This is a genomic window from Zoogloea sp. (assembly GCF_041908905.1).
Taxonomy (GTDB): Bacteria; Pseudomonadota; Gammaproteobacteria; order Burkholderiales; family Rhodocyclaceae; genus Zoogloea.
Map to the genome: position 1 here is coordinate 118,820 of NZ_JAYREK010000004.1, position 22,943 is coordinate 141,762.

Consider the following 22,943-nt stretch of genomic DNA (forward strand, 5'->3'; position numbering starts at 1 on the left):
TTTTCTCTCCGAGGGCCGGGCACCGGCCGGGTAAGGACGTAAAACAGCGATTCTACCAAGCCGGCATGACGCCTGCGACACCGGGCACGGCGAGCGTGCCCGAAATTGTGTTGCGGATCACACCGGCCCGGGTTTCGGGGTGTCGCCCACCCGGACGATCTTCATGGTGTTGGTGCCGCCCGAGGCGCCGATGGGCTCGCCGATGGTGAGCACGATGAGGTCGCCGTAGTCGACCACGCCCTGCTCGAGCAGGATCTGTTCGGCCTCCCACAGCAGCACGTCGCGGTCGGCGTGCACCTGGGACATCAGCAGCGGGTACACCTCGCGGTAGAGGGTCATCTGGTTGCGCGCGCCGATCTCGGGGGTCAGCGCGTAGATCGGCACGCCGCTGTTGAGGCGGCTCATCCACAGGGCGGTGGAGCCCGTTTGCGTGAGGGAGGCGATGGCCTTGACCTTGAGGTGGTAGGCCGTCCACATCGCGGCCATCGCGATGGACTGGTCGATGCGCGTGAACACGCGGTCGAGGAAGTCGCGGTCCATCGTGACCTCGGCGGATTTCTCGGCCTCGAGGCAGATCCGGGCCATCGCCTCGACCACCTCGACCGGGAACTTGCCGGAGGCGGTCTCGGCCGACAGCATCACCGCGTCGGTGCCGTCGAGCACCGCGTTGGCCACGTCGGAGACCTCGGCGCGGGTCGGCACCGGGCTGTGGATCATGGATTCCATCATCTGGGTGGCGGTGATGGCCAGCTTGTTCTTCTCGCGGGCGACCCGGATCATGCGCTTCTGCAGGGCCGGCACGGCGGCGTCGCCGACCTCCACGGCGAGGTCGCCGCGGGCCACCATGATGCCGTCGCAGGCGTCGAGGATCTCCTCGAGGTTGGCGACCGCCTCGGTGCGCTCGATCTTGGCGATCAGCACCGCACTGCTGCCGGCGGCGCGCAGCAGCTGGCGGGCCATGTACATGTCGGCGGCGCCCTTGGGGAAGGAGATCGCGACGAAGTCGACGCCGATCTGCGCGGCCGTCTTGATGTCGTCCATGTCCTTGGCGGTGAGCGCCGGCGCGGTGAGGCCGCCGCCCTGGCGGTTGATGCCCTTGTTGTTGGAGAGCTCGCCGCCCACCTTCACGCGGGTGTGGATCTCGTGGCCGATGACGCGCTCCACGCTGAGCTTGAGCCGCCCGTCGTCGAGGAGCAGCACGTCGCCGGGCTTCACGTCGCGGGGCAGGTCCTTGTAGTCGAGGCCGACACGCTGGGCGTTGCCGGGCTCGGCGAGCCGGGCGTCGAGGATGAAGGCGGCGTCCCGCTGCAGCGTCACCTTGCCGTCGGCGAACTTGCCGACCCGGATCTTGGGCCCCTGCATGTCGGCCAGGATGCCCACCGGCCGGCCGGTGAGCTGGGCCGCGTCGCGCACCTGACGGGCGCGGGCGATGTGGTCCTCGGCCGTGCCGTGGGAGAAGTTGAGCCGCACCACATCGACCCCCGACTGGACGAGGCGTTCGAGGGTGGCGAGGTCGGAGGAGGCGGGGCCGAGGGTGGCGACGATCTTGGTGTGGCGCAACATGAAGTCTCCTGGTGTGGGCACGGCCCGCAGCATGGGGCCGGCATGATTCTAGCCGGCGGCCGGGGCCTCGGGGGGGCTGTCTGCCGGGCTGCGTCCGCCGGCCTTGCTCCGGTACATGGCCTCGTCGGCCCGGCGGGTGAGGGTGTCGGCGTCGTCGCCGTCGTCCGGATAGAGGGCGATGCCGATGCTGGCCGACACGCTGCACGCATGGCCCTCGAAGCTGAACGGCTGGTCGATCGCCTGGCGGATCTTGTTCGCCACGCCGATGGCCTCGGCGGCGGTGTTGATGTGGTGCAGCAGCACCATGAACTCGTCGCCGCCCTGGCGGGCCGGCAGGTCGCTGGCCCGCAGGCAGCCGCGCAGGCGCTCGGCCGTCTCGACCAGCAGGGCGTCGCCGGCGGCGTGGCCGAGGCTGTCGTTGACGGCCTTGAAGCGGTCGAGGTCGAGGAACAGCACCGCGAAGCGGGTCGCGTGGCGCCGGGCGATGAGCAGGCTGGTGTTGAGGTGTTCGAGGAACATCGGCCGGTTGGCGAGGCCGGTGAGGGCGTCGTGGGTGGCCAGGTAATGCACGCGCTCCTCGGCGGCCTTGCGTTCGGAGATGTCGGTGAGGGTCACGATCACGCCGCGCAGCTTGCCGTCGGCGTCCACGTCCGGGGTGTCGGCCACCAGCGCGGTGAGCAGGCTGCCGTCGGCCCGCTGCAGTTGCTGCTCGAAGCGGTGAGCCTGGCCCTGGGCCAGACGCTCCCGGAGCGTCCGGCTGCTGGCGAGCGAGTGGTTGGGGTAGAGCGACTCGAAGCGGCGCCCCAGCAGGTCCCGGTCGCGGTAGCCCAGCATGGCGGCCAGGCGGGGGTTGATGAAGGTGAAGCGCAGCTTCGAGTCGAGGGAGGCGATGCCGTCCTGGGACAGGTTGACCAGCGAGCTGTAGCGCAGCTCGCTGGCCCGCAGGGACGCGCTGGCGCGGGCCAGCTCGCGGGCCCGCTCGCGGGAGATGCACAGGGCCGCCGTCAGCAGCACCACGAGGCCGCCGATCAGTACCACCGCCAGTTTTTCTAGGAGCGGGGCATGGCTGCGGGGGGGCGGGTTGGGGAGGAGGTCGAAGGCCAGCGTCCACGACCGGTTGTCCAGCTCGAGCAGGGCCTTGCGCTGCAGGCTGCCCTTGCCCGGCAGCGGGCTGTCCGGGTGGCTGTCGAACAGCAGGGTGTCGGCGCTCAGGGCGTGGTCGTCGAAGATGCGGATCCGGAGGTGCTGGTGGGTGTCACCCAGGGTGCCGGCGAGCAGGTCGCCGAGGCGGAAGGGGCTATATACCCAGCCCATGAAGGCACGCTCCCGCTGGGCGTCCGTCTGGAGCGGCAGGTTCTCGCGGAACACCGGGAGATACAGCAGCACGCCGGGCTGCACGTCGGTGCTGGTTTCCTGCACCAGCCGGACCTTGCCCGACAGGGCGGGGATGCCGAGCCTGCGGGCCCGCGCCATGGCTTCGCGGCGCACCGGCTCCGAGAACATGTCGTAGCCGAAGGCGCGCTGGTTGCGCCAGTCGAAGGGTTCGAGTAGGACGATGGCGCTGTACTCGGCGCGGGGGCCGGCGGGGGTCACCCGGTAGTCGGAAAAGCCTTCGGCCCGGACGTGCTGCTCATGCTCCGCGAGCCGGGCGGCGGGGATCGACTGGGCGAAGCCGACGCCCTGGATGCCCGTGTAGTCCTCGTCGAGGCGCAGGGCCTCCACGTAGCGTCGCCATTCGTCGCGGCTGACTTCCCGGGACGCGGCAAACAGTGCCCGCGCGCCGCGCAGCACCTGGCGATAGGCCTTGAAGCGCTGCTCGATCTTCAGGGTGATCTCGCTGGTTTCCAGCAGGAAGGCGTTACCCTGCGCCTGGGTGTAGGCTTTGTCGATGCGGGAGATGATGATCGTGCCCAGAAACAGCGCAAGACCCAGCGCGACGAGGGTGGGGGCAAGGATGTGCTTGAGGAGGCGCTCGGGGGCCTCGCTGGGGAAGGGCTTCATCGTCTGGCCGGGTCCTTCCGGTGTGTAAGGCGCTGCATCGCCTTTACGGCAGGAGGGCGGGCGGGATTGAGCCCTTCCGTGCGTGCATTTGTCACCCGATCGTCCCCAGAATGCGCCGGATCGTTGCCGTGCGAAGTGTCATAATGTGCAAATGAACTGCTTTTTCCCCAAGGATTCTCGATGATTCTCGTCACCGGCGGCGCCGGCTTCATTGGCGCAAACTTCGTTCTGGACTGGCTCCGCGGCAGCGACGAGCCGGTGGTCAATCTCGACGCGCTCACCTACGCGGGCAACCTCGAGAACCTCGCCTCCCTCGAGGGCGATGCCCGGCACATCTTCGTGCATGGCGACATCTGCGACCGGGAGCTCGTCGACCGCCTGTTCGCCGAGCACCGGCCCCGCGCGGTCGTGCACTTTGCCGCCGAGAGCCACGTGGACCGCAGCATCCACGGGCCGGGCGACTTCATCCGCACCAATGTGAATGGCACCTTCACCCTGCTCGAAGCCGCCCGCGGCCACTGGATGGGTCTGGACGCCGACGGCAAGGCCGCCTTCCGCTTCCACCACGTGAGCACCGACGAGGTGTACGGCTCGCTGGGCCCCGGCGACCCGGCCTTCACCGAGACCAAGACCTACGAGCCCAACAGCCCGTACTCCGCCAGCAAGGCCGCCTCCGACCACCTGGTGCGTGCGTGGCATCACACCTACGGGCTGCCGGTCACCACCAGCAACTGCTCCAACAACTACGGGCCGTATCACTTCCCCGAGAAGCTCATCCCGCTGATGATCGCCAACGCGCTGGCCGGCAAGCCGCTGCCGGTGTATGGCGACGGCCAGCAGATCCGCGACTGGCTGTACGTCACCGACCATTGCAGCGCCATCCGCGCGATCCTGCAGAAGGGCACCCCGGGCGAGGTTTACAACGTGGGCGGCTGGAACGAAAAGCCCAACATCGAGATCGTGCACACCCTCTGCGCGCTCCTCGACGAGTTGCGGCCCGATGCCGCCGGCAGCTACCGCCGCCTCATCACCTACGTCACCGACCGCCCCGGCCACGACCGCCGCTACGCCATCGACGCCCGCAAGATCGAGCGCGAACTCGGCTGGCGCCCGGCCGAGACGTTTGAAACCGGCATCCGCAAGACCGTCGAGTGGTATCTCGCCAACCAGGACTGGGTCGCCCACGTGCAGAGCGGCGCCTACCGCGACTGGCTCGACAAGAACTACGCCGGCCGCGGCTGAGCGCCGGGCGGCGTGCCGGCTCCCGGCCCCACATCCCACCCCTCATCCCTCCCCATGAAGATCCTCCTCTTCGGCAAGAACGGCCAGGTCGGCTGGGAGCTCCAGCGCAGCCTCGCCCCCCTCGGTGACATCGTCGCCCTCGACCACGACGGCGCCCCCGGCCTCTCCGGCGACTTCGCCCACCCCGACAGCCTTGCCGCCACCGTGCGCGCCGTCGCCCCCGACCTCATCGTCAATGCCGCCGCCCACACCGCCGTCGACAAGGCCGAGAGCGAACCCGACCTCGCCCGCGCCCTCAACGCGCGGGCCCCCGGCGTGCTGGCCCGTGAAGCCGCCAGCCTCGGCGCGCTGCTCGTGCATTACTCCACCGACTACGTCTTCGACGGCAGCGGCGAGGCCCCCCGCGCCGAGGACGCCCCCACCGGCCCGCTGTCGGTGTACGGCGCCACCAAGCTTGAAGGCGAGGCGCTCATCCGCCAGAGCGGCTGCCGCCACCTCATCTTCCGCACCAGCTGGGTGTATGCCGCCCGCGGCGGCAACTTCGCCAAGACCATGCTCAAGCTCGCCGCCGAGCGCGAGCAGCTCACCATCATCGACGACCAGCACGGCGCCCCCACCGGCGCCGAGCTCCTCGCCGACGTCACCGCCCACGCCGCGCGGATGACCCTCGCCAACCCGGCGCTTGCCGGCACCTACCACCTCGTCGCCGGCGGCGAGACCACCTGGCACGCCTACGCCCGCCACGTCATCGAATACGCCCGCGCCCGGGGCCGCGCCCTGCGGGTCGCCCCCGACGCCATCCTGCCGGTGCCCACCCGCGCCTTCCCGACCCCCGCGAAGCGCCCGGCCAACTCCCGGCTCGACACCCGCAAGCTGCAGCAGGCCTTCGGCCTCGTCCTGTCCCCGTGGCAGCAGGGCGTCGACCGGATGCTCGACGAAATCCTTCCGAACTGACAAAGGCTCCCACCATGCAACGCAAAGGCATCATCCTCGCCGGCGGCTCCGGCACCCGGCTGCATCCGGCCACCCTGGCCGTCTCCAAGCAGCTCATCCCGGTCTACGACAAGCCGATGATCTACTACCCCCTCAGCACCCTGATGCTGGCGGGCATCCGCGACATCCTCGTCATCTCCACCCCCCAGGACACCCCGCGCTTCCAGCAACTGCTGGGTGACGGCAGCCAGTGGGGCCTCAAGCTCCAGTACGCCGTCCAGCCCAAGCCCGAGGGCCTCGCCCAGGCCTTCGTGATCGGCGAAGACTTCGTCGGCGACGGCCCCAGCGCCCTGGTGCTCGGCGACAACCTCTTTTACGGCCACGACTTCGCCGCCGGCCTGCGCGCCGCCTCAGCCCGCCAGGACGGCGCCACCGTCTTCGCCTATCCGGTGCACGACCCCGAGCGCTACGGCGTCGTCGAGTTCGACGAGAGTGGTCGCGCCATCAGCCTCGAAGAGAAGCCCAAACACCCCAAGAGCCGCTACGCCGTCACCGGGCTGTATTTCTACGACAACCGCGTCGTCGACATCGCCAGGAACCTCAAGCCCGGCCCGCGCGGCGAGCTCGAGATCACCGACGTCAACCGCCAGTACCTCGAATGGGGCGCGCTGGACGTGCAGGTGATGGGCCGCGGCCACGCCTGGCTCGACACCGGCACCCACGAGAGCCTGCTCGAAGCCAGCCTGTTCATCCAGACCATCGAGAAGCGCCAGGGCCTCAAGATCGCCTGCCCCGAGGAGATCGCCTGGCGCGCCGGCTGGATCGACGCCGGGCAGCTCAAGCAGCTCGCCGCACCCCTCGCCAAGAACGGCTACGGGCAGTACCTGCTGCGCATCCTCGACGAGAAGGTGTTCTGATGAACGTCATCGAAACCGCCCTCCCGGGCCTCCTGATCCTCGAACCCAAGGTCTTCGGCGACGCCCGCGGCTTCTTCATGGAGAGCTTCAACGCCCGGGCCTTCGCCGAGGCCACCGGCCTCGATGTGAACTTCGTGCAGGACAACCACTCCCGCTCCGCCAAGGGCGTGCTGCGTGGCCTGCATTACCAGGTCGAGCAGGCCCAGGGCAAGCTCGTGCGGGTCACCCGCGGCAGCGTCTTCGACGTGGCCGTCGACCTGCGCCGCGCCTCGCCCACCTTCGGCCAGTGGGCCGGCGTCGAGCTCTCCGAAGACAACCACCGCCAGCTGTGGATCCCGCCCGGCTTCGCCCACGGTTTCCTGGTCACCAGCGATTCGGCCGACTTCCTCTACAAGACCACCGACTACTACGCGCCGCAGCATGAGCGCAGCCTGCTGTGGAACGACCCCACGGTGGGCGTCGCGTGGCCGCTGCACCTGCTCGATGGCGCGCCGCTGCTGTCGGCCAAGGATGTGGCCGGCAAGCCGCTGGCGGAGTGCGAGACCTTCGCCTGAAACCGCCGGGGATGCCCGCCGATCGGGCATTTCTGACAATTATTTCTTCTCGATTGCCGGGCCGGGCGCGCGATAATGCGCGCCTGTCATTCTGCCCGTGGAGCCCCGTATGTCCCGTTCGCTGATCTACCTCGTCGCCGGTGCGCGCCCCAACTTCATGAAGATCGCGCCCATCGTGCGCGCGCTGCAGGCCCGTGCCGACCGCTTCGAGTTCAAGATCATCCACACCGGCCAGCACTACGACCGGGAGATGAGCGACGTCTTCTTCGACGAGCTGGGCATCCCCAAGCCCGACTACCACCTCGACGCCGGCGGCGGCAGCCACGCCATCCAGACCGCCAAGATCATGGTGGCCTTCGAGGAGATCTGCCAGCAGGCGCGGCCCGACTGCGTGCTGGTGGTGGGCGACGTGAACTCCACCCTGGCCTGCTCCATCGACGCCAAGAAGCTCGGCATCCCGGTGGCCCACGTGGAGGCCGGCCTGCGCAGCGGCGACATGCGGATGCCCGAGGAGATCAACCGCCTCGTCACCGACAGCATCTCCGACTGGTTCTTCTGCACCGAGCCGTCGGGCGTGGACAACCTGCTGCGCGAGGGCAAGGCCACCGACGCGGTGTTCCACGTCGGCCACGTGATGGTGGACAACCTGCTCTACCAGCGCGACCAGCTCGCCGCCGCCGGCCAGGCCAGCCCGGAATCCGAAGCCCTCAAGCAGCAGTTCCCGCGCTACGGCGTGGTCACCCTGCACCGCCCCTCCAACGTGGACGACGAGGCCACCCTGCACGGCATCGCCGGCGCCCTGCGCGACATCGCCGCCGAGCTGCCGCTGATCTTCCCGGTGCACCCGCGCACCCGCGGCAACCTCGAAAAGTTCGGCCTCGACCTCGGCCCCAACGTGCACCTCATCAAGCCCCAGGGCTACATGGCCTTCCTCAACCTGTGGAAGGACGCCGCGCTGATCCTCACCGACAGCGGCGGCCTGCAGGAGGAGACCACCGCCCTGGGCGTGCCCTGCCTCACCCTGCGCGAGAACACCGAGCGCCCGGTGACCATCGACGAAGGCAGCAACGTGCTGGTCGGCACCGACCCCGCTCGCATCCGCGAAGAGGCCGCCAGGGTGCTCGCCGGCCAGGGCAAGCAGGGCCGCCGCCCGGCGCTGTGGGACGGCAAGGCCGCCGAGCGCATCGTGGCCGAGCTGGACCGGCTGATCCAGGGCTGATTCTTCCAGCCGGAACGAAAACGGCCGCCGGGGCAGATGCCTCCGGCGGCCGTTTTTTTTGTGAGCAAACCGGGCGATGCCCCCCGGTGCCTGGACAGTTGGGCGCGGAGGCCCGCTGGCGGGGTGGGGGAGCATGGAGATTTATCCCCACCCGGATAATTCATGAACCTCGGCGGATAAATGTTCAGCCTCCGCGGATAACCATTTAGCCTCGGGGGGATAAATGCCGGGCCTCGGCAGATAAGCATTTAGCTTCGGGAGGATAAATGTCGAGCCTCGGAGGGTAACCATTTATCCCCACCAGGCTAACTGTTCAGCCTCGGAGGCTGACAAGTTGGCCTCCGAGGACAACTATTTACCCGCCGAGGCGGAATCGAGCCCTGTACAAGGCTGCCGGCTCAGCCCGGCTGTTCGTCCTTGCCCGGGTTGCCGAACAGCGCGTCCACGAACTCCTTGGCGCGGAAGGTCTGCAGGTCGTCGATCTGCTCGCCCACCCCGATGAAGCGCAGCGGCTTCGGGCACTGGCGGGCGATCGCCGCCACCACGCCGCCCTTGGCGGTGCCGTCGAGCTTGGTGACCACCAGGCCGGTGACGCCGATGGCGGCATCGAAGGCCTTCACCTGCTGCAGCGCGTTCTGGCCGATGTTGGCGTCCAGCACCAGCAGCACCTCGTGGGGGCCGGTGGGCTCGGCCTTCTGCACCACCCGGCGCACCTTGGCGATCTCCTCCATCAGGTGCAGCTGGGTCGGCAGGCGGCCGGCGGTGTCGGCCAGCACGATGTCGATGTTGCGGGCGCGGGCGGCGTTGATGGCGTCGAACACCACCGCCGCCGGGTCGCCGGACTCCTGGGCGATGACGGCCACGCCGTTGCGCTCGCCCCAGGTCATCAGCTGCTCGCGGGCGGCGGCCCGGAAGGTGTCGCCGGCGGCCAGCAGCACGCTCTTGCCCTGGCTCTGGAAGTGCTTGGCGAGCTTGCCGATGGAGGTCGTCTTGCCCGAGCCATTAACGCCCGCGATCATGATGATGTAAGGCTTGTGGCCGCTGATCTCGAGGGGCTGCTCGAGGGGCTGGAGGATCGACAGCAGGCCCTCGGCCAGCGCCCCCTGGAGCTGGTCGGCGGTCTCGAGCTTGTCGCGCTTCCAGCGCAGGCGCAGCTCTTTCAGCAGGTGCTGGGTGGCCTCGACGCCGCAGTCGGCCATCAGCAGGGTGGTCTCGAGCTCTTCGAGGAGCTCCTCGTCGATCTTGCGCCGGGAGAACAGGCTGGTCAGCCCGCCCAGGCCGCCGCCGATCTGCTCGCGGGTGCGCGACAGGCCGGCCCGCAGGCGGTCCATCCAGGAACGCTTCTTCTCGGGGCGGGGGGCCGTGGCCGGAGCGGACGGCGCCACCAGGGTCTCCGGGGCGGCTTCGGGCACCGCCGGGGCGGCGGCGTTGTCGGGGGCGGGCGTGTCGCCTCCCTTGAGGGTTTTCTTCAGGAAACCAAACATGGGGTGCCGGGTCAGAGAGTGGGTCGATGGGGGCCGGTGGCGGCAGCGCGCTGCCCGCCGGGCCGGCTTGGCCGGGCCGCCGGAATGCCGCTATGATGCTTCGCCGCATGCCGGCCGCTGGCCATAACAAATCAAATTTTACCAGATGCCTCAAGAGCCTATGACTAAACGCAGTTTTCGCTTCGCCGCCGCGGCGCTCGCCCTGTCCGCCGCCCTCGCCGGCCCCGCGCTGGCCAACCCCTTCGAGCGCACGCTGCCCAACGGGATGAAGCTGATCGTCAAGGAAGACCGCCGGGCGCCGTCGGTGGTGCATATGGTGTGGTACAAGGTTGGCGCGATGGACGAGGTGGATGGCACCTCCGGCGTCGCCCACCTGCTCGAGCACATGATGTTCAAGGGGACCCGCAAGGTCGGCCCCGGCGAGTTCAACAAGCGGGTCAGCGCTGCCGGCGGCCGCGACAACGCCTTCACCAGCTACGACTACACGGCCTACTTCCAGCAGGTGCCCCGGGAGGCGCTGCCCGAGATGATGGCCCTCGAGGCCGACCGCATGGCCCATCTGCAGGTCACCGACGAGTCCTTCAAGAAGGAGATCGAGGTGGTCAAGGAAGAGCGCCGCCTGCGCACCGACGACAAGGCCCGCTCGCTGGTGATCGAGCAGCTGATGGCCACCGCCTTCCAGGCCCACCCCTACCGCCGCCCCATCATCGGCTGGATGAGCGACCTCGACAACATGACCGCCGCCGACGCCCGCGACTGGTACCAGCGCTGGTACGTGCCCAACAACGCGACCCTGGTGGTGGTCGGCGACGTGGATCACCAGGCCGTCTTCCGCGAGGCCGCGCGCACCTACGGCGCCGTCAAGCCGCGCGCGCTGCCGGCCCGCAAGCCCCTCGTCGAGCCGGCCCAGCGCGGGCCCCGCAGCACCGAGGTCAAGGCCCCCGCCGAGCTGCCCTACGTGGCGATGGCCTGGCGCGTGCCGACCCTGCGCGACGTGAAGGCCGACGGCGACTTCTACGCCCTGCAGGTGCTCGCCGCGGTGCTCGACGGCTACGACGGCGCGCGCCTCGGCAAGAACCTCGTGCGCGGCAGCCGCGTCGCGGTGACCGCCGGCGCCGGCTACGACGGCACCGCGCGGGGCGAATCCCTGTTCGTGGTGGATGGCGCCCCGGCCGCCGGCAAAACGGTGGCCGACGTGGAAGCCGCGCTGCGGGCCGAGATCGCCCGCATCCAGAACGACGGCGTCTCCGAGGACGAGCTGCGCCGGGTCAAGGCCCAGGCCGTCGCCGGGCAGGTGTACAAGCGCGACTCGCTGATGGGCCAGGCCATGGAGCTCGGCATGGGCGAGATGGTCGGCCTGTCGTGGAAGGACGACGCCTACATGCTCGAGCGCATCCGCGCGGTGACTCCCGCCGAGGTGCAGGCCGTCGCCCGCAAGTACTTCAGCGACGACACCCTCACCATCGCCCGCCTCGACCCGCTGCCCGTCGATCCCCAGGCCCGCGAGCGCGCCGCCGCCCCGCACCGCCACTGACCGTTGCCGATTTCGAGAATCCGATGCCCATTGCCCATCTTCACCCCCTCAAGCGCCTCGGCCTGGCCCTGGCGCTGACCCTGACCACCTTCTCGGCCCAGGCCGGGCTGACGATCCAGACCTGGACCACGCCCGCCGGCAGCAAGGTCGTGTTCGTCGAGAGCCGTGCCCTGCCCATCGTCGACGTGCAGGTGGACTTCCGCGCCGCCGGCACCGAGGTGCCCGCCGGCAAGGCCGGCCTCGCCGGGCTCACCCGCGGCCTGCTCGACGCCGGTGCCGGCAGCCTCGACGAGGACGCCATCGCCAACCGGGTGGCCGACCTCGGCGCCCAGCTCGGTGGCGGCGCCGACATGGACCGCGCCTCCCTCACCCTGCGCACCCTCAGCAGCCCGGCCGAGCGCGACGGGGCGGTGGAGCTCCTCGCCACCCTGATCCAGCAGCCGCGCTTCCCCGCCGCGGCGGTCGAGCGCGAGAAGGCGCGCACCATCGCCGGCATCCGCGAGTCCGAGACCCAGCCCGACGCGATCCTGGCCCGCCGTTTTGCCGCGGCGGTGTTCCCGGACCACGCCTACGGCCGGCTGCCCACCGTCGACAGCGTCGCCGGCCTCACCCGCGACGACCTGGCGGCCTTCCATGCCCGTTACTACACCGCCCGGGGCGCCACGGTGAGCATCGTCGGCGACCTGTCGCGGGCCGAGGCCGAGGCCATCGCGGCCCGCCTCACCGCCGGGCTGCCGGCCGGCGAGGCGCTGCCGGCGGGCACCAACGCCACGCTGCCGGCGCGCCAGACGATCCGCGTGCCCCATCCGGCCGCCCAGGCCCACATCGCGGTCGGCCAGCCGGGCATCCGCCGCGGCGATCCGGACTTCTTCCCGCTGCTGGTGGGCAACTACATCCTGGGCGGCGGCGGCTTCGTGTCGCGCCTGACCAGCCAGGTGCGCGAGCAGCGCGGCTACGCCTACAGTGTCTACAGCTACTTCGCGCCCCAGCGCGATGTCGGCCCCTTCCAGATCGGCCTGCAGACCAAGGGCAGCCAGGCCGACGACGCCCTGCGCGTGGTGTCGTCGACCCTCGACGAGTTCCTCGCCAAGGGCCCCACCGAGGCCGAGCTGCAGGCGGCCAAGGACAACCTGATCAACGGCTTCGCGCTGCGCCTCGACTCCAACCGCAAGATGCTCGAGCAGGTGGCGGCGATCGGCAGCTTCGGCCTGCCCCTCGACTACCTCGACACCTGGCGCGACAAGGTGCGCGCGGTGAGCGTGGCCCAGATCCGCGACGCCTTCCGCCGCCATGTGTCGCCCGAGCACCTGGTGACGGTGGTGGTCGGCGGTGACGGCGACAAGGCCGCCCCGCGCAACGGGAGCGCACCTTGAGCCGGATCCGCATCGTCGGGGGCGCGTGGCGCTCGCGGCTGATCGACGTCAGCACCGTGAAGGGCCTGCGGCCGACCCCCGACCGGGTCCGCGAGACCCTCTTCAACTGGCTCTGCCAGGAGCTCGACGGCAAGGCCTGCCTCGACCTTTTCGCCGGCAGCGGCGCCCTGGGCTTCGAGGCCGCCTCCCGCGGGGCCGGCAAGGTCACGATGGTCGAGCAGGACGCCGTCGCCTTCGCGGCCCTGCAGCACAACGCAAAGACCCTGCAGGCGGCGTGTGTACAGCTTGTGCGGGGCGATGCGTTAAAATTCGCCCGCTCCGCCGGCCCATCCTGGGACGTGGTCTTCCTCGACCCGCCTTACCGGGCGGGTTGGGTGGACAAACTGGCACCGCTGCTGCCCGACCTGCTCACCGAAGACGGGGTGGTCTATGTGGAGGCGGAATACGAAATCGAAAACATTGAGCGATTGACGCGGGTCAAGCACGGGCGGGCAGGGCAGGTGTATTACAGCCTCTTTGCGAGGGCCTGAGCGCCGCGTACGAACGCCGACAGGGAAAGGCAGCACGATGAGGGACGGCATCGCGGTATATCCGGGCACATTCGACCCATTCACGCGGGGTCATGAAGACCTCGTCCGGCGCGCGTCGCGGCTCTTCGACAAGATCGTCGTCGGCGTCGCCACCAGCGGCGGCAAGGGCCCGATCTTCACGATGGACGAGCGGGTCGAGATCGCGCGGGAGGTGCTGGCGCCTTACCCGAACGTCGAAGTGAAAGGTTTTTCCTGCCTTCTGATGGAGTTTCTCCGCCAGAATAACGCCCGTGTGATCCTGCGTGGCCTGCGCGCCGTGTCGGATTTCGAGTACGAGTTCCAGATGGCCGGGATGAACCGCAAGCTCTACCCCGACGTCGAGACGGTGTTCCTCACGCCCGCCGAAGAGTTCATGTTCATCTCCGCCACCATGGTGCGCGAGATCGCCCGGCTGGGCGGAGATGTGAGCAAGTTTGTGCAGCCGAGCGTCAACGAGCGGCTGCGTCTGAAGATCAACAACCAGTAAGAGTGACGAGGAAGCAACAAAATGGCCTTGATGATTACCGACGAGTGCATCAACTGCGACGTCTGCGAGCCGGAGTGCCCGAACGGCGCCATTTCCCAGGGTGACGAGATCTACATCATCGACCCGAACAAGTGCACCGAGTGCGTGGGCCACTTCGATGAGCCCCAGTGCCAGCAGGTCTGCCCGGTCGACTGCATCCCCTTCGACCCGAACCATCCCGAGAGCAAGGACGAGCTGATGGACAAGTTCCTGAAGCTGACCGCCGACAAGTAAGCCTCCGGCGCCTCGCTCCACGCAACAAGGCCGGCCGCACCTTCCCGGGTGCCGCCGGCCTTGTGTCGTTGGCGCCGGCCGCGTCAGGCCGCCAGGACGGAGCGGGGCGCCTTGCCGGTGGGCATGCCGAGGGCCTGCTCGATCTTCACCGACAGGGCCTCGAGTTCCTTCAGCTGGGTGACCAGCTGCTCCTCGGCCTGCTGGAGCTCGCGCACCCGGTCTTCGAGGGTGTCGGTGGCCTGGTGGATGCGCTTGACGCTCTCGAGGCGGCGCTTGAGCTGCAGCTGGTATTCGCGGACCTGGGTCTCGAGGGGGGCCATCACCGCCCGCAGCCATTGCTCCGCGTCGCGGTTGGCGATCTCGAAGGTGCGCCGGGCCTGCACCGCGACGGTCTCGAAGAACTTCTGGGTGAGGGTGTGCTTCTCGGTGGTGACGATGGTCAGCACCGTGTTGAACTGGCTGTTGAAGGCTTCCTCGAGGCGCTCGATCTCCTTCTCGTAGCGCAGGGTCGAGAAGGCGGTTGGGGCGGCCAGCTTGAGGCCGTGCTCGACGGTGAAGCGCTTGTACATGGCGTCGAGCATCTTGGAGATCTCGGCGATCTCGTCGGTGGATTTGCGCAGGTTGCCGCGCAGGTGCTGGAAGAAGCCCTTCATGGCCTCGCGCAGCCCGCGGGAGAAGGCCGCGTCGAGCATCGCCTCGCGGGTGCGGCGGGTCTCGTCGCGCAGGGCGTCGAGGCCGAGGTGGCCGAAGAGGTTGTTGGACAGGTTGGAGAACACGCTGCGCACCGCGTAATACTTTTGCAGGCCCTGCTCGAACTCGTCCTTCTCGGAGCGCACCTTGCGCATCATGTATTCGATGACGTTCTCGTTCTTGCCGCGCAGGTCGGTGAGCTCGCTCAGCTGCTCGCGCAGGCCGCTGAGGCGGGCGTTGAGCAGCTCCCGCGAGCGGCTGACGATGTCGTGCACGTCGCCGTGGGTGTTGTCGCGCACGATGTCGCGCTTGGTGGGCAGGAGCTCGGTGGACAGCGCCTGTTCGAGGGTGGCGAGGCGGCTGCGGGCGAGGAGCTCGTCGTCCTCGTTGACCTTGGCGACCAGGCCCTTCTGGGCCGACACCGGATAGACCTGGCTGGTGTCGATCTCGAGGGTGGCCGCCACGCTGGCCACCTGGCCGGCGATCTCGCGCTCGATGTCGGCTTCGCTGCGCAGGCCGTCCCACAGGCCGTCGATCTTGTTGAGGGCGACGATGCGCCCGCGCTGGCGGCGGCCGGCATTGACGTGCTCGCGCCACACGGCGAGGTCGCTCTGGGTGACGCCGGTGTCGGCGGCCAGGATGAACAGCACCGCGTGGGCGTTGGGCAGCAGGTTGAGGGTGAGCTCGGGTTCGGCGCCGATGGCGTTGAGGCCCGGGGTGTCGAGGATCACCAGGCCCTGCTCGAGGAGCGGGTGCGGAAACTGGATGATCGCGTGGCGCCACAGGGGGATCTCGACCCGGCCGTTGGCGTCCGGACGGATGCCGTGGTCGCCGCTGGTGTCGATCGGGAAGCCCAGCTCTTCGGCCTCGGCGAGGCTGGCCATGCGCGTCTCGCCCACCTGGGCGAGGGCCTGCTGGAGGCTCTCGGCCGAGCGGGTGTCGAGGGGGCGCACCCGCCACTCGTCGGGGTAGCGCTTGAGCTCGGTGATGCTGGCGTTGGTCTTGCGGCTCTCGATGGGCAGCAGGCGGATCTCGGGCTTGTCGCCGTCCTTCCATTGCAGCTCGGTGGGGCACATGGTGGTGCGCCCCGCGCTGGAGGGCAGGATGCGGTTGCCGTAGCCGGCAAAGAACACGGCGTTGATCAGCTCGGACTTGCCCCGGGAGAACTCGGCCACGAAGGCCACGATCAGCTTGTCCTCGCGCAGGCGGTCGAGCAGGTATTGCAGCCGCAGGTCGGACTGGGCGTCGCCGATCTCGTTCTGTTGCAGCCACTTGCGCAGCTCTCCGATCCCGGAGGCGACATCGCCGCGCCACTGGGTGTAGGCGGTGAAATGGTCAGCGAGCATGTGTGCGTCTTTCACGAGCTTCATTCCTGGCTGGGGGCGCTATCCGGGCAGCCTAAGTCACAGATATTCGTAGCATAAACGGGATCGCGCCGGACCGGAATCGCTTTAGTGCTGGCAACGGGGGCAAAAGAAGGTCGCCCGCTGGCCCATGATGCGCTTCTTGATCGGGGTGGCGCAGCGACGGCAGGGCTCGCCGTCGCGCCCGTATACAAAATACTGTTGCTGGAAATAGCCCGGCGAGCCGTTGCTGCCGACGAAATCCCGCAGCGTGCTGCCGCCGGCGGCGAGGGCGTCCTGCAGGGTCTCGCGGATGCAGGTGGCCAGCCGGGCGCAGCGGCGCGGGCCCAGTTCGCCCACCGGCAGGGTCGGGTCGATGCCGGCGCGGAACAGGCTCTCGGAAGCATAGATGTTGCCGATCCCCACCACCTGGGCGGCGTCCATCAGGAACAGCTTGACCGGCGTGCGCCGGCCGCGGCTGGCCTGGTGGAGCCAGCGGCCGTCGAAGCCGTCGGACAGCGGCTCGATGCCCAGGTGGGCGAGCAGGGGATGCGCCGCGTCGCCGTCCTGCCACAGCACCAGGCCGAAGCGCCGCGGGTCGCGCAGGCGCAGGGCGCGCGGGCCGAAGATGATGTCCAGGTGGTCGTGCTTCTCCGGCGCCTGCCCGGCCGGCACGATGCGCAGGCTGCCGGACATTCCGAGGTGCACCAGCAGGCTGCCCCTGTCGAAGCGGAACAGCAGGTACTTGGCGCGCCGTTCGACGGACGCCAGGCGCTGGCCGGAGAGGGTCGCATCGAGGTCGGAGGGGATCGGGTGGCGCAGCCGTCCGTTGCGGATGACGACGGCGCTGACGGTGTCGCCGGTGAGCTCGGGGGCGATGCCGCGGCGGGTGGTTTCGACTTCGGGAAGTTCGGGCATGGGCGCTTGGTTTGAGGCGGGAGGGGCTTGCTTGCCGGGCTTTCGGAAAGCGCCTAACATCAGGCGGACCCTATTGTAGCGGCGCGATCCAGGCCGGTGTTCCGGCGCGCGCGCGTGCCGCCGCCCGGCGTGGGTGAGCCCCGGGAGCCGAAATCCTTGCCAGACCTGACCCTGATGAAACCTGACTCCCGCCGCCGGCACCCGGCCCGCCTGATCGCCTCGCTGTTCCTTGTTGCCGGGCTGCAGGGCGCCGCCTGGGCCGGGCCGGAGTCCGACCCGGAGCCGGCCGCCGAACCCGCCGCCGGTCCGGTTTATCCCGCCCAGGAGCTGACGCCCCAGATCCTCTACCAGCTGATGCTGGCCGAGGTTGCCGGCGCCCGTGGGCAGACCGTGCTGGCCGCCCGCTCCTACCTCGATCTGGCGCGGCGCACCCGTGACGCCCGCATCGCCCGCCGTGCCGCCGAGCTGGCCGTCTTTGCCCGCCAGGCCGACCTCGTCACCGAGACCGCGCGCCTGTGGCTGGAGCTCGACCCGGGCTCCGAGCGGGCCCAGCAGCTCACCGCCGGCGCCATGACCAGCGCGGCCCGCATCAACGAGCTCCAGGCCCAGCTGGCCAAGGCCCTGGCCGGGCAGGGCGAGCGGATCGGCGCCGCCTTGCTCGGCCTCAATCGCGGCCTGGGGCAGATCCCCGACAAGGCCCTCGTCCGCCGCCTCGTGAACCAGCTCACCGAGCCCTACCTGTTTCACCCGGAAGCCCACTTTGCCCGCTCCAACGCGGCCTATGTGGCCGGCGACCCGGTGGGCGCCTCGGCGGCCATCGACGCGGCCCTGGCGATCCGCCCCGACTGGGAGCCGGCCGTGGTGCTCCAGGCCCAGCTGCGTCAGGAGCAGAGCCCGGGGGCCGGGGTCGGCGTCCTGCGGGACTACCTGGCCAGGCATCCGGACGCCCGCGAGCCGCGGCTCGTCCTGGCCCGGCTGTTGGTCGCCGGGCGCGAGTTCGGGGCCGCCCGCGAGCAGTTCGAATACCTCCTTCAGCGCGCGCCGGACGATCGGGACGCGGTGTACGCGGTGGCGCTGCTGGCCATGCAGCAGGGCGACGCCGCCGCGGCCGAGAAACACTTCAAGCGTCTCCTCGAGCTTGGCCACCCGGAGCCCGACAGCCTGCGCCTCTATCTCGGCCAGATCGCCGAGCAGGCCCGGCGGCCCGATGACGCCATCACCTGGTACAAGGCCATCGGCCCGGGCAGCCAGTACGTGGGGGCCCAGGGGCGCATCGCCCAGATCCTCGCCGCGGGTGGCCGGATGGCCGAGGCCCGCAGGCACCTGCAGGCCGCCGCCCGGGAGGCGCCGGCCGAGCGGGCGCGCTACGCGATCATAGAGTCCCAGCTGCTGCGCGACGCCGATCGCAACCAGGAAGCCTTCGACGTCCTCGACGAGGCCCTCCGCGCCGAGCCCGAAAACCTCGAGCTGCTCTACGATTCGGCGCTGGTGGCCGAGCGGATCGGCCGCCTCGAGGTGATGGAGGGACGCCTGCGCAAGCTGATCGCCCTCAAGCCCGACCATGCCCACGCCTACAACGCCCTCGGCTACTCCCTGGCCGACCGCAAGCAGCGCCTCGACGAGGCCGAGGCGCTGGTCCGCAAGGGCCTGGCGCTGACCCCCGACGATCCGTTCATCCTCGACAGCCTCGGCTGGGTGCTGTACCGGCGTGGAAATCTTGATGGCGCGCTGGAGCAACTGCAGAAGGCCTTCGGCCTGCGCGCCGACCCCGAGATCGCCGCCCACCTGGGCGAGGTGCTGTGGATGCTCGGCCGCCGCGACGAGGCCGCCCGGGTCTGGAAGGACGCCGCCAAGGCCAATCCGGACAGCTCCGTGCTCTCCGACGTCATCAAGAAGTTCAAGCCTTGAAGCCCGCCTCCCTGTTGTTGATGCTCGCCGTGGCCGGCCTCGCCGGCTGCGCCGCCCCCGCGATCGTTCCTGCGCCCGAGATGCGCGCCCTGGCGCCGCTCGCCCGCTTCGCCCTCGAAGGCCGGCTGCAGGTCCGCGACGGAGAGCGCAGCGCGGCGGTCGGTGTCGACTGGCAGCACGACCCGGGCCGCGACGAGTGGCTGTTCACCGGCCCGCTGGGGCAGGGGCTGGCGCGCATCGAGGCCGACGGCGTCGGCGCCCGCATGCAGCTCTCCGACGGGCGCCGCTCCGAGGCTGCCTCCGCCGGCGAGCTCGCCGAGGCCCTGCTCGGGGTGAGCGCGCCCTTCGAGGCGCTGCCCCGCTGGGTCACGGCAAGGCCCGCCGCGACGGCTGAGGTCCGCCGCCTCGATGCCCTCGGGCGCCCGCTGCAGCTGGTGGACCAGGGCTGGACCATCGACTACCTCGAATACGCCGGCGAGTCCCCGGATTCGCCGCCGCGCAAGATCGACGTACAGCGCGGCGACACCCGCCTGCGCCTGATCGTCGACAGCTGGAACCCCTGACATGAGCCTCCCCGACCTCGACCCGACGCGGCCCCTGTGCGTACCCGCGCCGGCCAAGATCAACCTCTTCCTGCACATCGTCGGGCGGCGCCCGGATGGCTATCATCTGCTGCAGACCGCCTTCCGCCTGCTCGACTGGGGCGACGAGATCACCCTGCGGCGGCGCGACGACGGCCTGATCCTGCGCACCACCGACGTGCCGGGCGTGCCGGCCGCGTCCGACCTCGTGGTGCGCGCGGCGCGGGCGCTGCAGGCGGCCAGCGGCAGCGCCTTCGGCGCCGAGATCGGCGTGACCAAGCGGATCCCGATGGGCGGCGGGCTGGGCGGGGGCAGCTCGGACGCGGCCAGCGTGCTGCTGGCCCTCAATCGCCTGTGGGGCTGCGGCCTGTCCCGCCGAGCCCTGCAGGAGATCGGCCTGAAGCTGGGGGCCGACGTGCCGTTTTTCGTGTTCGGCGAGACCGCCTTCGCCGAGGGCGTCGGCGAGGCCCTTCGCCCGCTCGCGGTGCCGCCGGCCTGGTATGTGATGGTCGCGCCGCCGGTCTCCGTACCCACCGCTGAAATTTTTTCGGCAAAAGAGTTGACACGGGATACTGAAATCCTAATAATGCGGGCCTTCGCAGCACACAACACACGAAACGACATGCAAGCCGTTGTTTGCATGAAGTATTCGGAAGTGGCCGAGGCGCTGAAATGGTTGTCGCAATATGGCTACGCCAGGATGAGTGGATCGGGAGCTTGCTTGTTCGCCCCCTTCGATTCTGAAGCTGAAGCGCTGAAGGTTGCGGCAAGTGCCCCGTCGGGGTGGAAGGTCTGGGTGGCCCAAGGGCTCGACAGGCATCCGCTGAAAGACTGGATCGCCGAGTGATTTGTGTGATGTGAAAACGATTTCTTGGGGAGTCGCCAAGTTGGTCAAGGCACCGGATTTTGATTCCGGCATTCGAAGGTTCGAATCCTTCTTCCCCAGCCAAACCGAGCGGGCAGGTCAAAAACCTGCCCGTTTTTGTTTTAAACGTTCTTCAGCGTAGTAACGAGAGGTGATCATGGCTTCGGGCAGCCTGATGGTTTTCACCGGCAACGCCAATCCCAAATTGGCCGCAGACGTGGTGCGGCGCCTGGGAATGTCTCTGGGTTCCGCCACCGTGGGGCGTTTCTCCGATGGCGAAGTCAATGTCGAACTCCTGGAGAACGTGCGCGGCAAGGACGTCTTCGTCCTGCAGCCCACCTGCGTCCCCACCAACGACAACATCATGGAATTGCTGATCATGGTGGATGCGCTCAAGCGGGCTTCGGCCGGCCGCATCACCGCGGCAATCCCGTACTTCGGCTACGCCCGTCAGGATCGCCGTCCCCGTTCGGCCCGGGTGCCGATCACCGCCAAGGTGGTCGCCAACATGCTGCAGGCCGCCGGCGTGCAACGCGTCCTGACCGTCGATCTCCACGCCGACCAGATCCAGGGTTTCTTCGACATCCCGGTGGACAACATCTACGCCGCCCCGGTGCTGCTCGATCACCTCGAGAAGCAGAAGTACGAAGACCTGATGGTGGTTTCGCCCGACGTGGGCGGCGTGGTGCGCGCCCGGGCCTTCGCGAAGCGCCTCGAGTGCGACCTGGCGATCATCGACAAGCGTCGCCCCAAGGCCAACGTGTCCGAGGTGATGAACATCATCGGTGAGGTCGAAGGCCGTACCTGCGTGATCATGGACGACATCGTCGATACCGCCGGCACCCTGTGCAAGGCCGCCCAGGCCCTCAAGGAAAACGGCGCCAAGCGCGTGATGGCCTACTGCACCCACGCGGTGCTGTCCGGCCCGGCGATCTCCCGCATCAACGAGTCCGACCTCGACGAGCTGGTGGTCACCGATACCATCCCGCTGTCCGACGAGGCCCGTGCCTGCAGCCGCATCCGCTCCGTGTCCATCGCCGCCCTGCTGGCCGACACGATGCTGCGGATCAGCAACGAGGAATCGGTCAGCTCGCTGTTCTGCGAGTAAGCCTTCAAGTTTCGAGCCGGTGGGCGTGAGTCCACCGGCTTTCTTCATCCCCCGTCTGGTCGCGGACGGGGTTCAAATCTGGAGTATCAAGCATGACCATCAAGTTCAACGCCAAGTCGCGTGACGTCCAGGGTTCGAGTGCGAGCCGCCGCCTGCGTCGCGCCGGCAGTGTTCCCGCCATCGTCTTCGGCGGCGGTGCCGCGCCCCAGCAGGTCGAAGTGGATCACAACGAGATCTACCACGCCCTGCGCAACGAAGCCTTCCACTCCTCCGTGCTGAGCATGGTCCTCGACGGCGCCATCCAGTCCGTGATCCTGAAGGACACCCAGTGGCACCCGTACAAGCAGCAAGTGCTGCACCTGGACTTCCAGCGCGTTGACGCCACCCACAAGATCCACGTGAAGGTGCCGCTGCACTTCATCAACGCCGACATCGCTCCGGGCGTCAAGCTCGAAGGCGGCATGGTGTCCCACCCCTACACCGAACTGACCGTCGAGTGCCTGCCGGGCGCCCTGCCGGAGTTCATCGAAGTCGACCTGAAGGATCTCAAGTCCGGCTCGTCCATCCACGTCTCCAGCCTGAACCTGCCGGAAGGCGTGAAGGCCCTGACCCACGGTGAAGACCCGGTCGTCGCCACCATCCTGGCCGTTCGCGGTGGTGACGAGGCTGCCGAAGAAACCCCGGCTGCCTGATCCCCCGACGGGTATTGACGAGGTCGAACCGATGAGCCAGCTCGCGCCCAAGCTCGTAGTCGGCCTCGGCAATCCCGGCGACGAGTACACCCAGACCCGGCACAACGCCGGGTTTTGGTTTTGTGAGCGCCTGGCGCGCGAGCTGGGGGCCTCCTACAGCCGCGAGGCCCGCTTCCACGGCCTGGCCGCCAACGCCCGCAGCGAGGGCGTGTGGCTGCTGATGCCGCAGACCTTCATGAACCGCTCCGGCCAGTCGGTGGCCGCGCTGGCGCGTTTCTACCGCATCGCACCCGCCGAGATCCTGGTGGTGCATGACGAGCTCGACATTCCCCCCGGCCAGCTGCGCCTCAAGTTCGGCGGCGGCCTCGGCGGCCACAACGGCCTCAAGGACATCACCGCCCACCTGGGCACCCAGGATTTCTGGCGCCTGCGGGTCGGCATCGGCCACCCGGGCGACCGCAACGAGGTGGTCAATTTCGTCCTCAAGCCGCCCCGGCGCGAGGAGTCCGTACTGATCGACGAGTCCATCGATCGTGCCCTCGCCGTATGGCCGACCCTCGCCAGGGGCGACTGGAACGCCGCCACCCAGCGCCTCAACACCCGTCCCGCCGCCCCCAAGCCGGCCTGACGCGGCGCCTTCTCCGCTCCGCCGCTCAAGGGGCGCTCTCCTCCGGTCGTAGATGATCGGG

The 22,943-nt window shown here is 69.1% G+C and carries 21 protein-coding genes and 1 tRNA gene; 17 read left to right on the forward strand and 5 right to left on the reverse strand.

Annotated elements, in window-relative coordinates; genetic code table 11:
* Window positions 1-117 precede the first annotated feature (117 nt).
* Entirely contained in the window at window positions 118-1,563 is a 1,446-nt protein-coding gene (gene pyk / locus ACE3OU_RS04570; RefSeq protein ID WP_374240361.1) for a pyruvate kinase, read from the reverse strand.
* Between the two features lie 48 nt (window positions 1,564-1,611).
* A complete protein-coding gene (locus ACE3OU_RS04575; RefSeq protein ID WP_374240362.1) occupies window positions 1,612-3,564 on the reverse strand; it encodes a CHASE domain-containing protein in 1,953 nt (650 codons plus the stop codon).
* A 180-nt stretch (window positions 3,565-3,744) separates the two neighbouring features.
* Between ACE3OU_RS04575 and rfbB the strand changes: the two genes are divergently transcribed.
* The 5 genes from rfbB (at window position 3,745) to wecB (ending at window position 8,429) form a co-directional block, all read left to right on the forward strand.
* Window positions 3,745-4,806, forward strand: coding sequence for a dTDP-glucose 4,6-dehydratase (gene rfbB / locus ACE3OU_RS04580; RefSeq protein WP_374240363.1), 1,062 nt, complete (start codon window positions 3,745-3,747; stop codon window positions 4,804-4,806).
* Window positions 4,807-4,860: 54 nt separating this feature from the next.
* Window positions 4,861-5,760, forward strand: a complete 900-nt coding sequence (gene rfbD, locus ACE3OU_RS04585; protein ID WP_374240364.1) for a dTDP-4-dehydrorhamnose reductase — start codon at window positions 4,861-4,863, stop codon at window positions 5,758-5,760.
* Between the two features lie 14 nt (window positions 5,761-5,774).
* Window positions 5,775-6,656 carry a glucose-1-phosphate thymidylyltransferase RfbA gene (gene rfbA / locus ACE3OU_RS04590; protein ID WP_374240365.1) on the forward strand — a complete coding sequence of 294 codons (882 nt, stop codon included), beginning with the start codon at window positions 5,775-5,777 and terminating at the stop codon, window positions 6,654-6,656.
* Window positions 6,656-7,210 carry a dTDP-4-dehydrorhamnose 3,5-epimerase gene (gene rfbC / locus ACE3OU_RS04595; RefSeq protein WP_374240366.1) on the forward strand — a complete coding sequence of 185 codons (555 nt, stop codon included), beginning with the start codon at window positions 6,656-6,658 and terminating at the stop codon, window positions 7,208-7,210. The genes rfbA and rfbC overlap by 1 nt, the downstream gene beginning before the upstream one ends.
* Before the next feature lie 109 nt (window positions 7,211-7,319).
* Entirely contained in the window at window positions 7,320-8,429 is a 1,110-nt protein-coding gene (wecB, locus tag ACE3OU_RS04600) for a non-hydrolyzing UDP-N-acetylglucosamine 2-epimerase (protein WP_374240367.1), read from the forward strand.
* A gap of 398 nt (window positions 8,430-8,827) precedes the next feature.
* On the opposite strand, the gene ftsY is transcribed toward wecB, so the two are convergent.
* Window positions 8,828-9,913 (reverse strand): signal recognition particle-docking protein FtsY, encoded by a 1,086-nt coding sequence (ftsY, locus tag ACE3OU_RS04605; protein WP_374240368.1) that lies wholly within the window; start codon window positions 9,911-9,913, stop codon window positions 8,828-8,830.
* Window positions 9,914-10,073: 160 nt separating this feature from the next.
* On the opposite strand from ftsY, the gene ACE3OU_RS04610 reads away from it, so the two are divergent.
* The 5 genes from ACE3OU_RS04610 to ACE3OU_RS04630 are packed head-to-tail and all read left to right on the forward strand — an operon-like array spanning window position 10,074 to window position 14,149.
* On the forward strand, window positions 10,074-11,447 hold the full coding sequence (locus tag ACE3OU_RS04610; RefSeq protein ID WP_374240369.1) for a M16 family metallopeptidase: 1,374 nt from the start codon (window positions 10,074-10,076) through the stop codon (window positions 11,445-11,447).
* Window positions 11,448-11,470: 23 nt separating this feature from the next.
* Window positions 11,471-12,820, forward strand: a complete 1,350-nt coding sequence (locus ACE3OU_RS04615) for a M16 family metallopeptidase (protein WP_374240370.1) — start codon at window positions 11,471-11,473, stop codon at window positions 12,818-12,820.
* A complete protein-coding gene (gene rsmD / locus ACE3OU_RS04620) occupies window positions 12,817-13,350 on the forward strand; it encodes a 16S rRNA (guanine(966)-N(2))-methyltransferase RsmD (protein ID WP_374240371.1) in 534 nt (177 codons plus the stop codon). The genes ACE3OU_RS04615 and rsmD overlap by 4 nt, the downstream gene beginning before the upstream one ends.
* Before the next feature lie 37 nt (window positions 13,351-13,387).
* The gene (gene coaD / locus ACE3OU_RS04625) at window positions 13,388-13,876 is read left to right on the forward strand and encodes a pantetheine-phosphate adenylyltransferase (RefSeq protein ID WP_374240372.1); all 489 of its coding nucleotides are present in this window, start codon (window positions 13,388-13,390) and stop codon (window positions 13,874-13,876) included.
* A gap of 21 nt (window positions 13,877-13,897) precedes the next feature.
* Window positions 13,898-14,149: a YfhL family 4Fe-4S dicluster ferredoxin gene (locus ACE3OU_RS04630; RefSeq protein WP_374240373.1), complete on the forward strand. Its 252-nt coding sequence runs from the start codon at window positions 13,898-13,900 to the stop codon at window positions 14,147-14,149.
* 83 nt (window positions 14,150-14,232) lie between these two features.
* Here the strand turns inward: ACE3OU_RS04630 and ACE3OU_RS04635 are convergent, their stop codons facing one another.
* Both ACE3OU_RS04635 and mutM read right to left on the reverse strand, forming a co-directional pair.
* Window positions 14,233-16,185 carry a dynamin family protein gene (locus tag ACE3OU_RS04635; RefSeq protein WP_374240374.1) on the reverse strand — a complete coding sequence of 651 codons (1,953 nt, stop codon included), beginning with the start codon at window positions 16,183-16,185 and terminating at the stop codon, window positions 14,233-14,235.
* Window positions 16,186-16,290: 105 nt separating this feature from the next.
* Window positions 16,291-17,100 (reverse strand): bifunctional DNA-formamidopyrimidine glycosylase/DNA-(apurinic or apyrimidinic site) lyase, encoded by an 810-nt coding sequence (mutM, locus tag ACE3OU_RS04640; RefSeq protein ID WP_374240375.1) that lies wholly within the window; start codon window positions 17,098-17,100, stop codon window positions 16,291-16,293.
* 174 nt (window positions 17,101-17,274) lie between these two features.
* Here mutM and ACE3OU_RS04645 point away from each other — a divergent pair, with 174 nt between their 5' ends.
* The 7 genes from ACE3OU_RS04645 to pth all read left to right on the forward strand — a co-directional run bounded on the left by ACE3OU_RS04645 (window position 17,275) and on the right by pth (window position 22,882).
* Window positions 17,275-19,008, forward strand: a complete 1,734-nt coding sequence (locus ACE3OU_RS04645) for a tetratricopeptide repeat protein (RefSeq protein ID WP_374240376.1) — start codon at window positions 17,275-17,277, stop codon at window positions 19,006-19,008.
* Window positions 19,005-19,571: a lipoprotein insertase outer membrane protein LolB gene (lolB, locus tag ACE3OU_RS04650; protein WP_374240377.1), complete on the forward strand. Its 567-nt coding sequence runs from the start codon at window positions 19,005-19,007 to the stop codon at window positions 19,569-19,571. Before ACE3OU_RS04645 ends, lolB begins: the two co-directional genes overlap by 4 nt.
* 1 nt (window position 19,572) lies before the next feature.
* Window positions 19,573-20,436, forward strand: coding sequence for a 4-(cytidine 5'-diphospho)-2-C-methyl-D-erythritol kinase (ispE, locus tag ACE3OU_RS04655; protein WP_374240378.1), 864 nt, complete (start codon window positions 19,573-19,575; stop codon window positions 20,434-20,436).
* Window positions 20,437-20,461: 25 nt separating this feature from the next.
* Window positions 20,462-20,538 (forward strand) — tRNA-Gln (locus ACE3OU_RS04660).
* A gap of 73 nt (window positions 20,539-20,611) precedes the next feature.
* Entirely contained in the window at window positions 20,612-21,562 is a 951-nt protein-coding gene (locus ACE3OU_RS04665) for a ribose-phosphate pyrophosphokinase (protein WP_374240379.1), read from the forward strand.
* 92 nt (window positions 21,563-21,654) lie between these two features.
* Complete coding sequence (locus ACE3OU_RS04670) at window positions 21,655-22,254, forward strand: 50S ribosomal protein L25/general stress protein Ctc (RefSeq protein WP_374240380.1); 600 nt, start codon at window positions 21,655-21,657, stop codon at window positions 22,252-22,254.
* A 31-nt stretch (window positions 22,255-22,285) separates the two neighbouring features.
* Window positions 22,286-22,882: an aminoacyl-tRNA hydrolase gene (gene pth / locus ACE3OU_RS04675; protein ID WP_374240381.1), complete on the forward strand. Its 597-nt coding sequence runs from the start codon at window positions 22,286-22,288 to the stop codon at window positions 22,880-22,882.
* The last annotated feature ends 61 nt before the right edge of the window (window positions 22,883-22,943 follow it).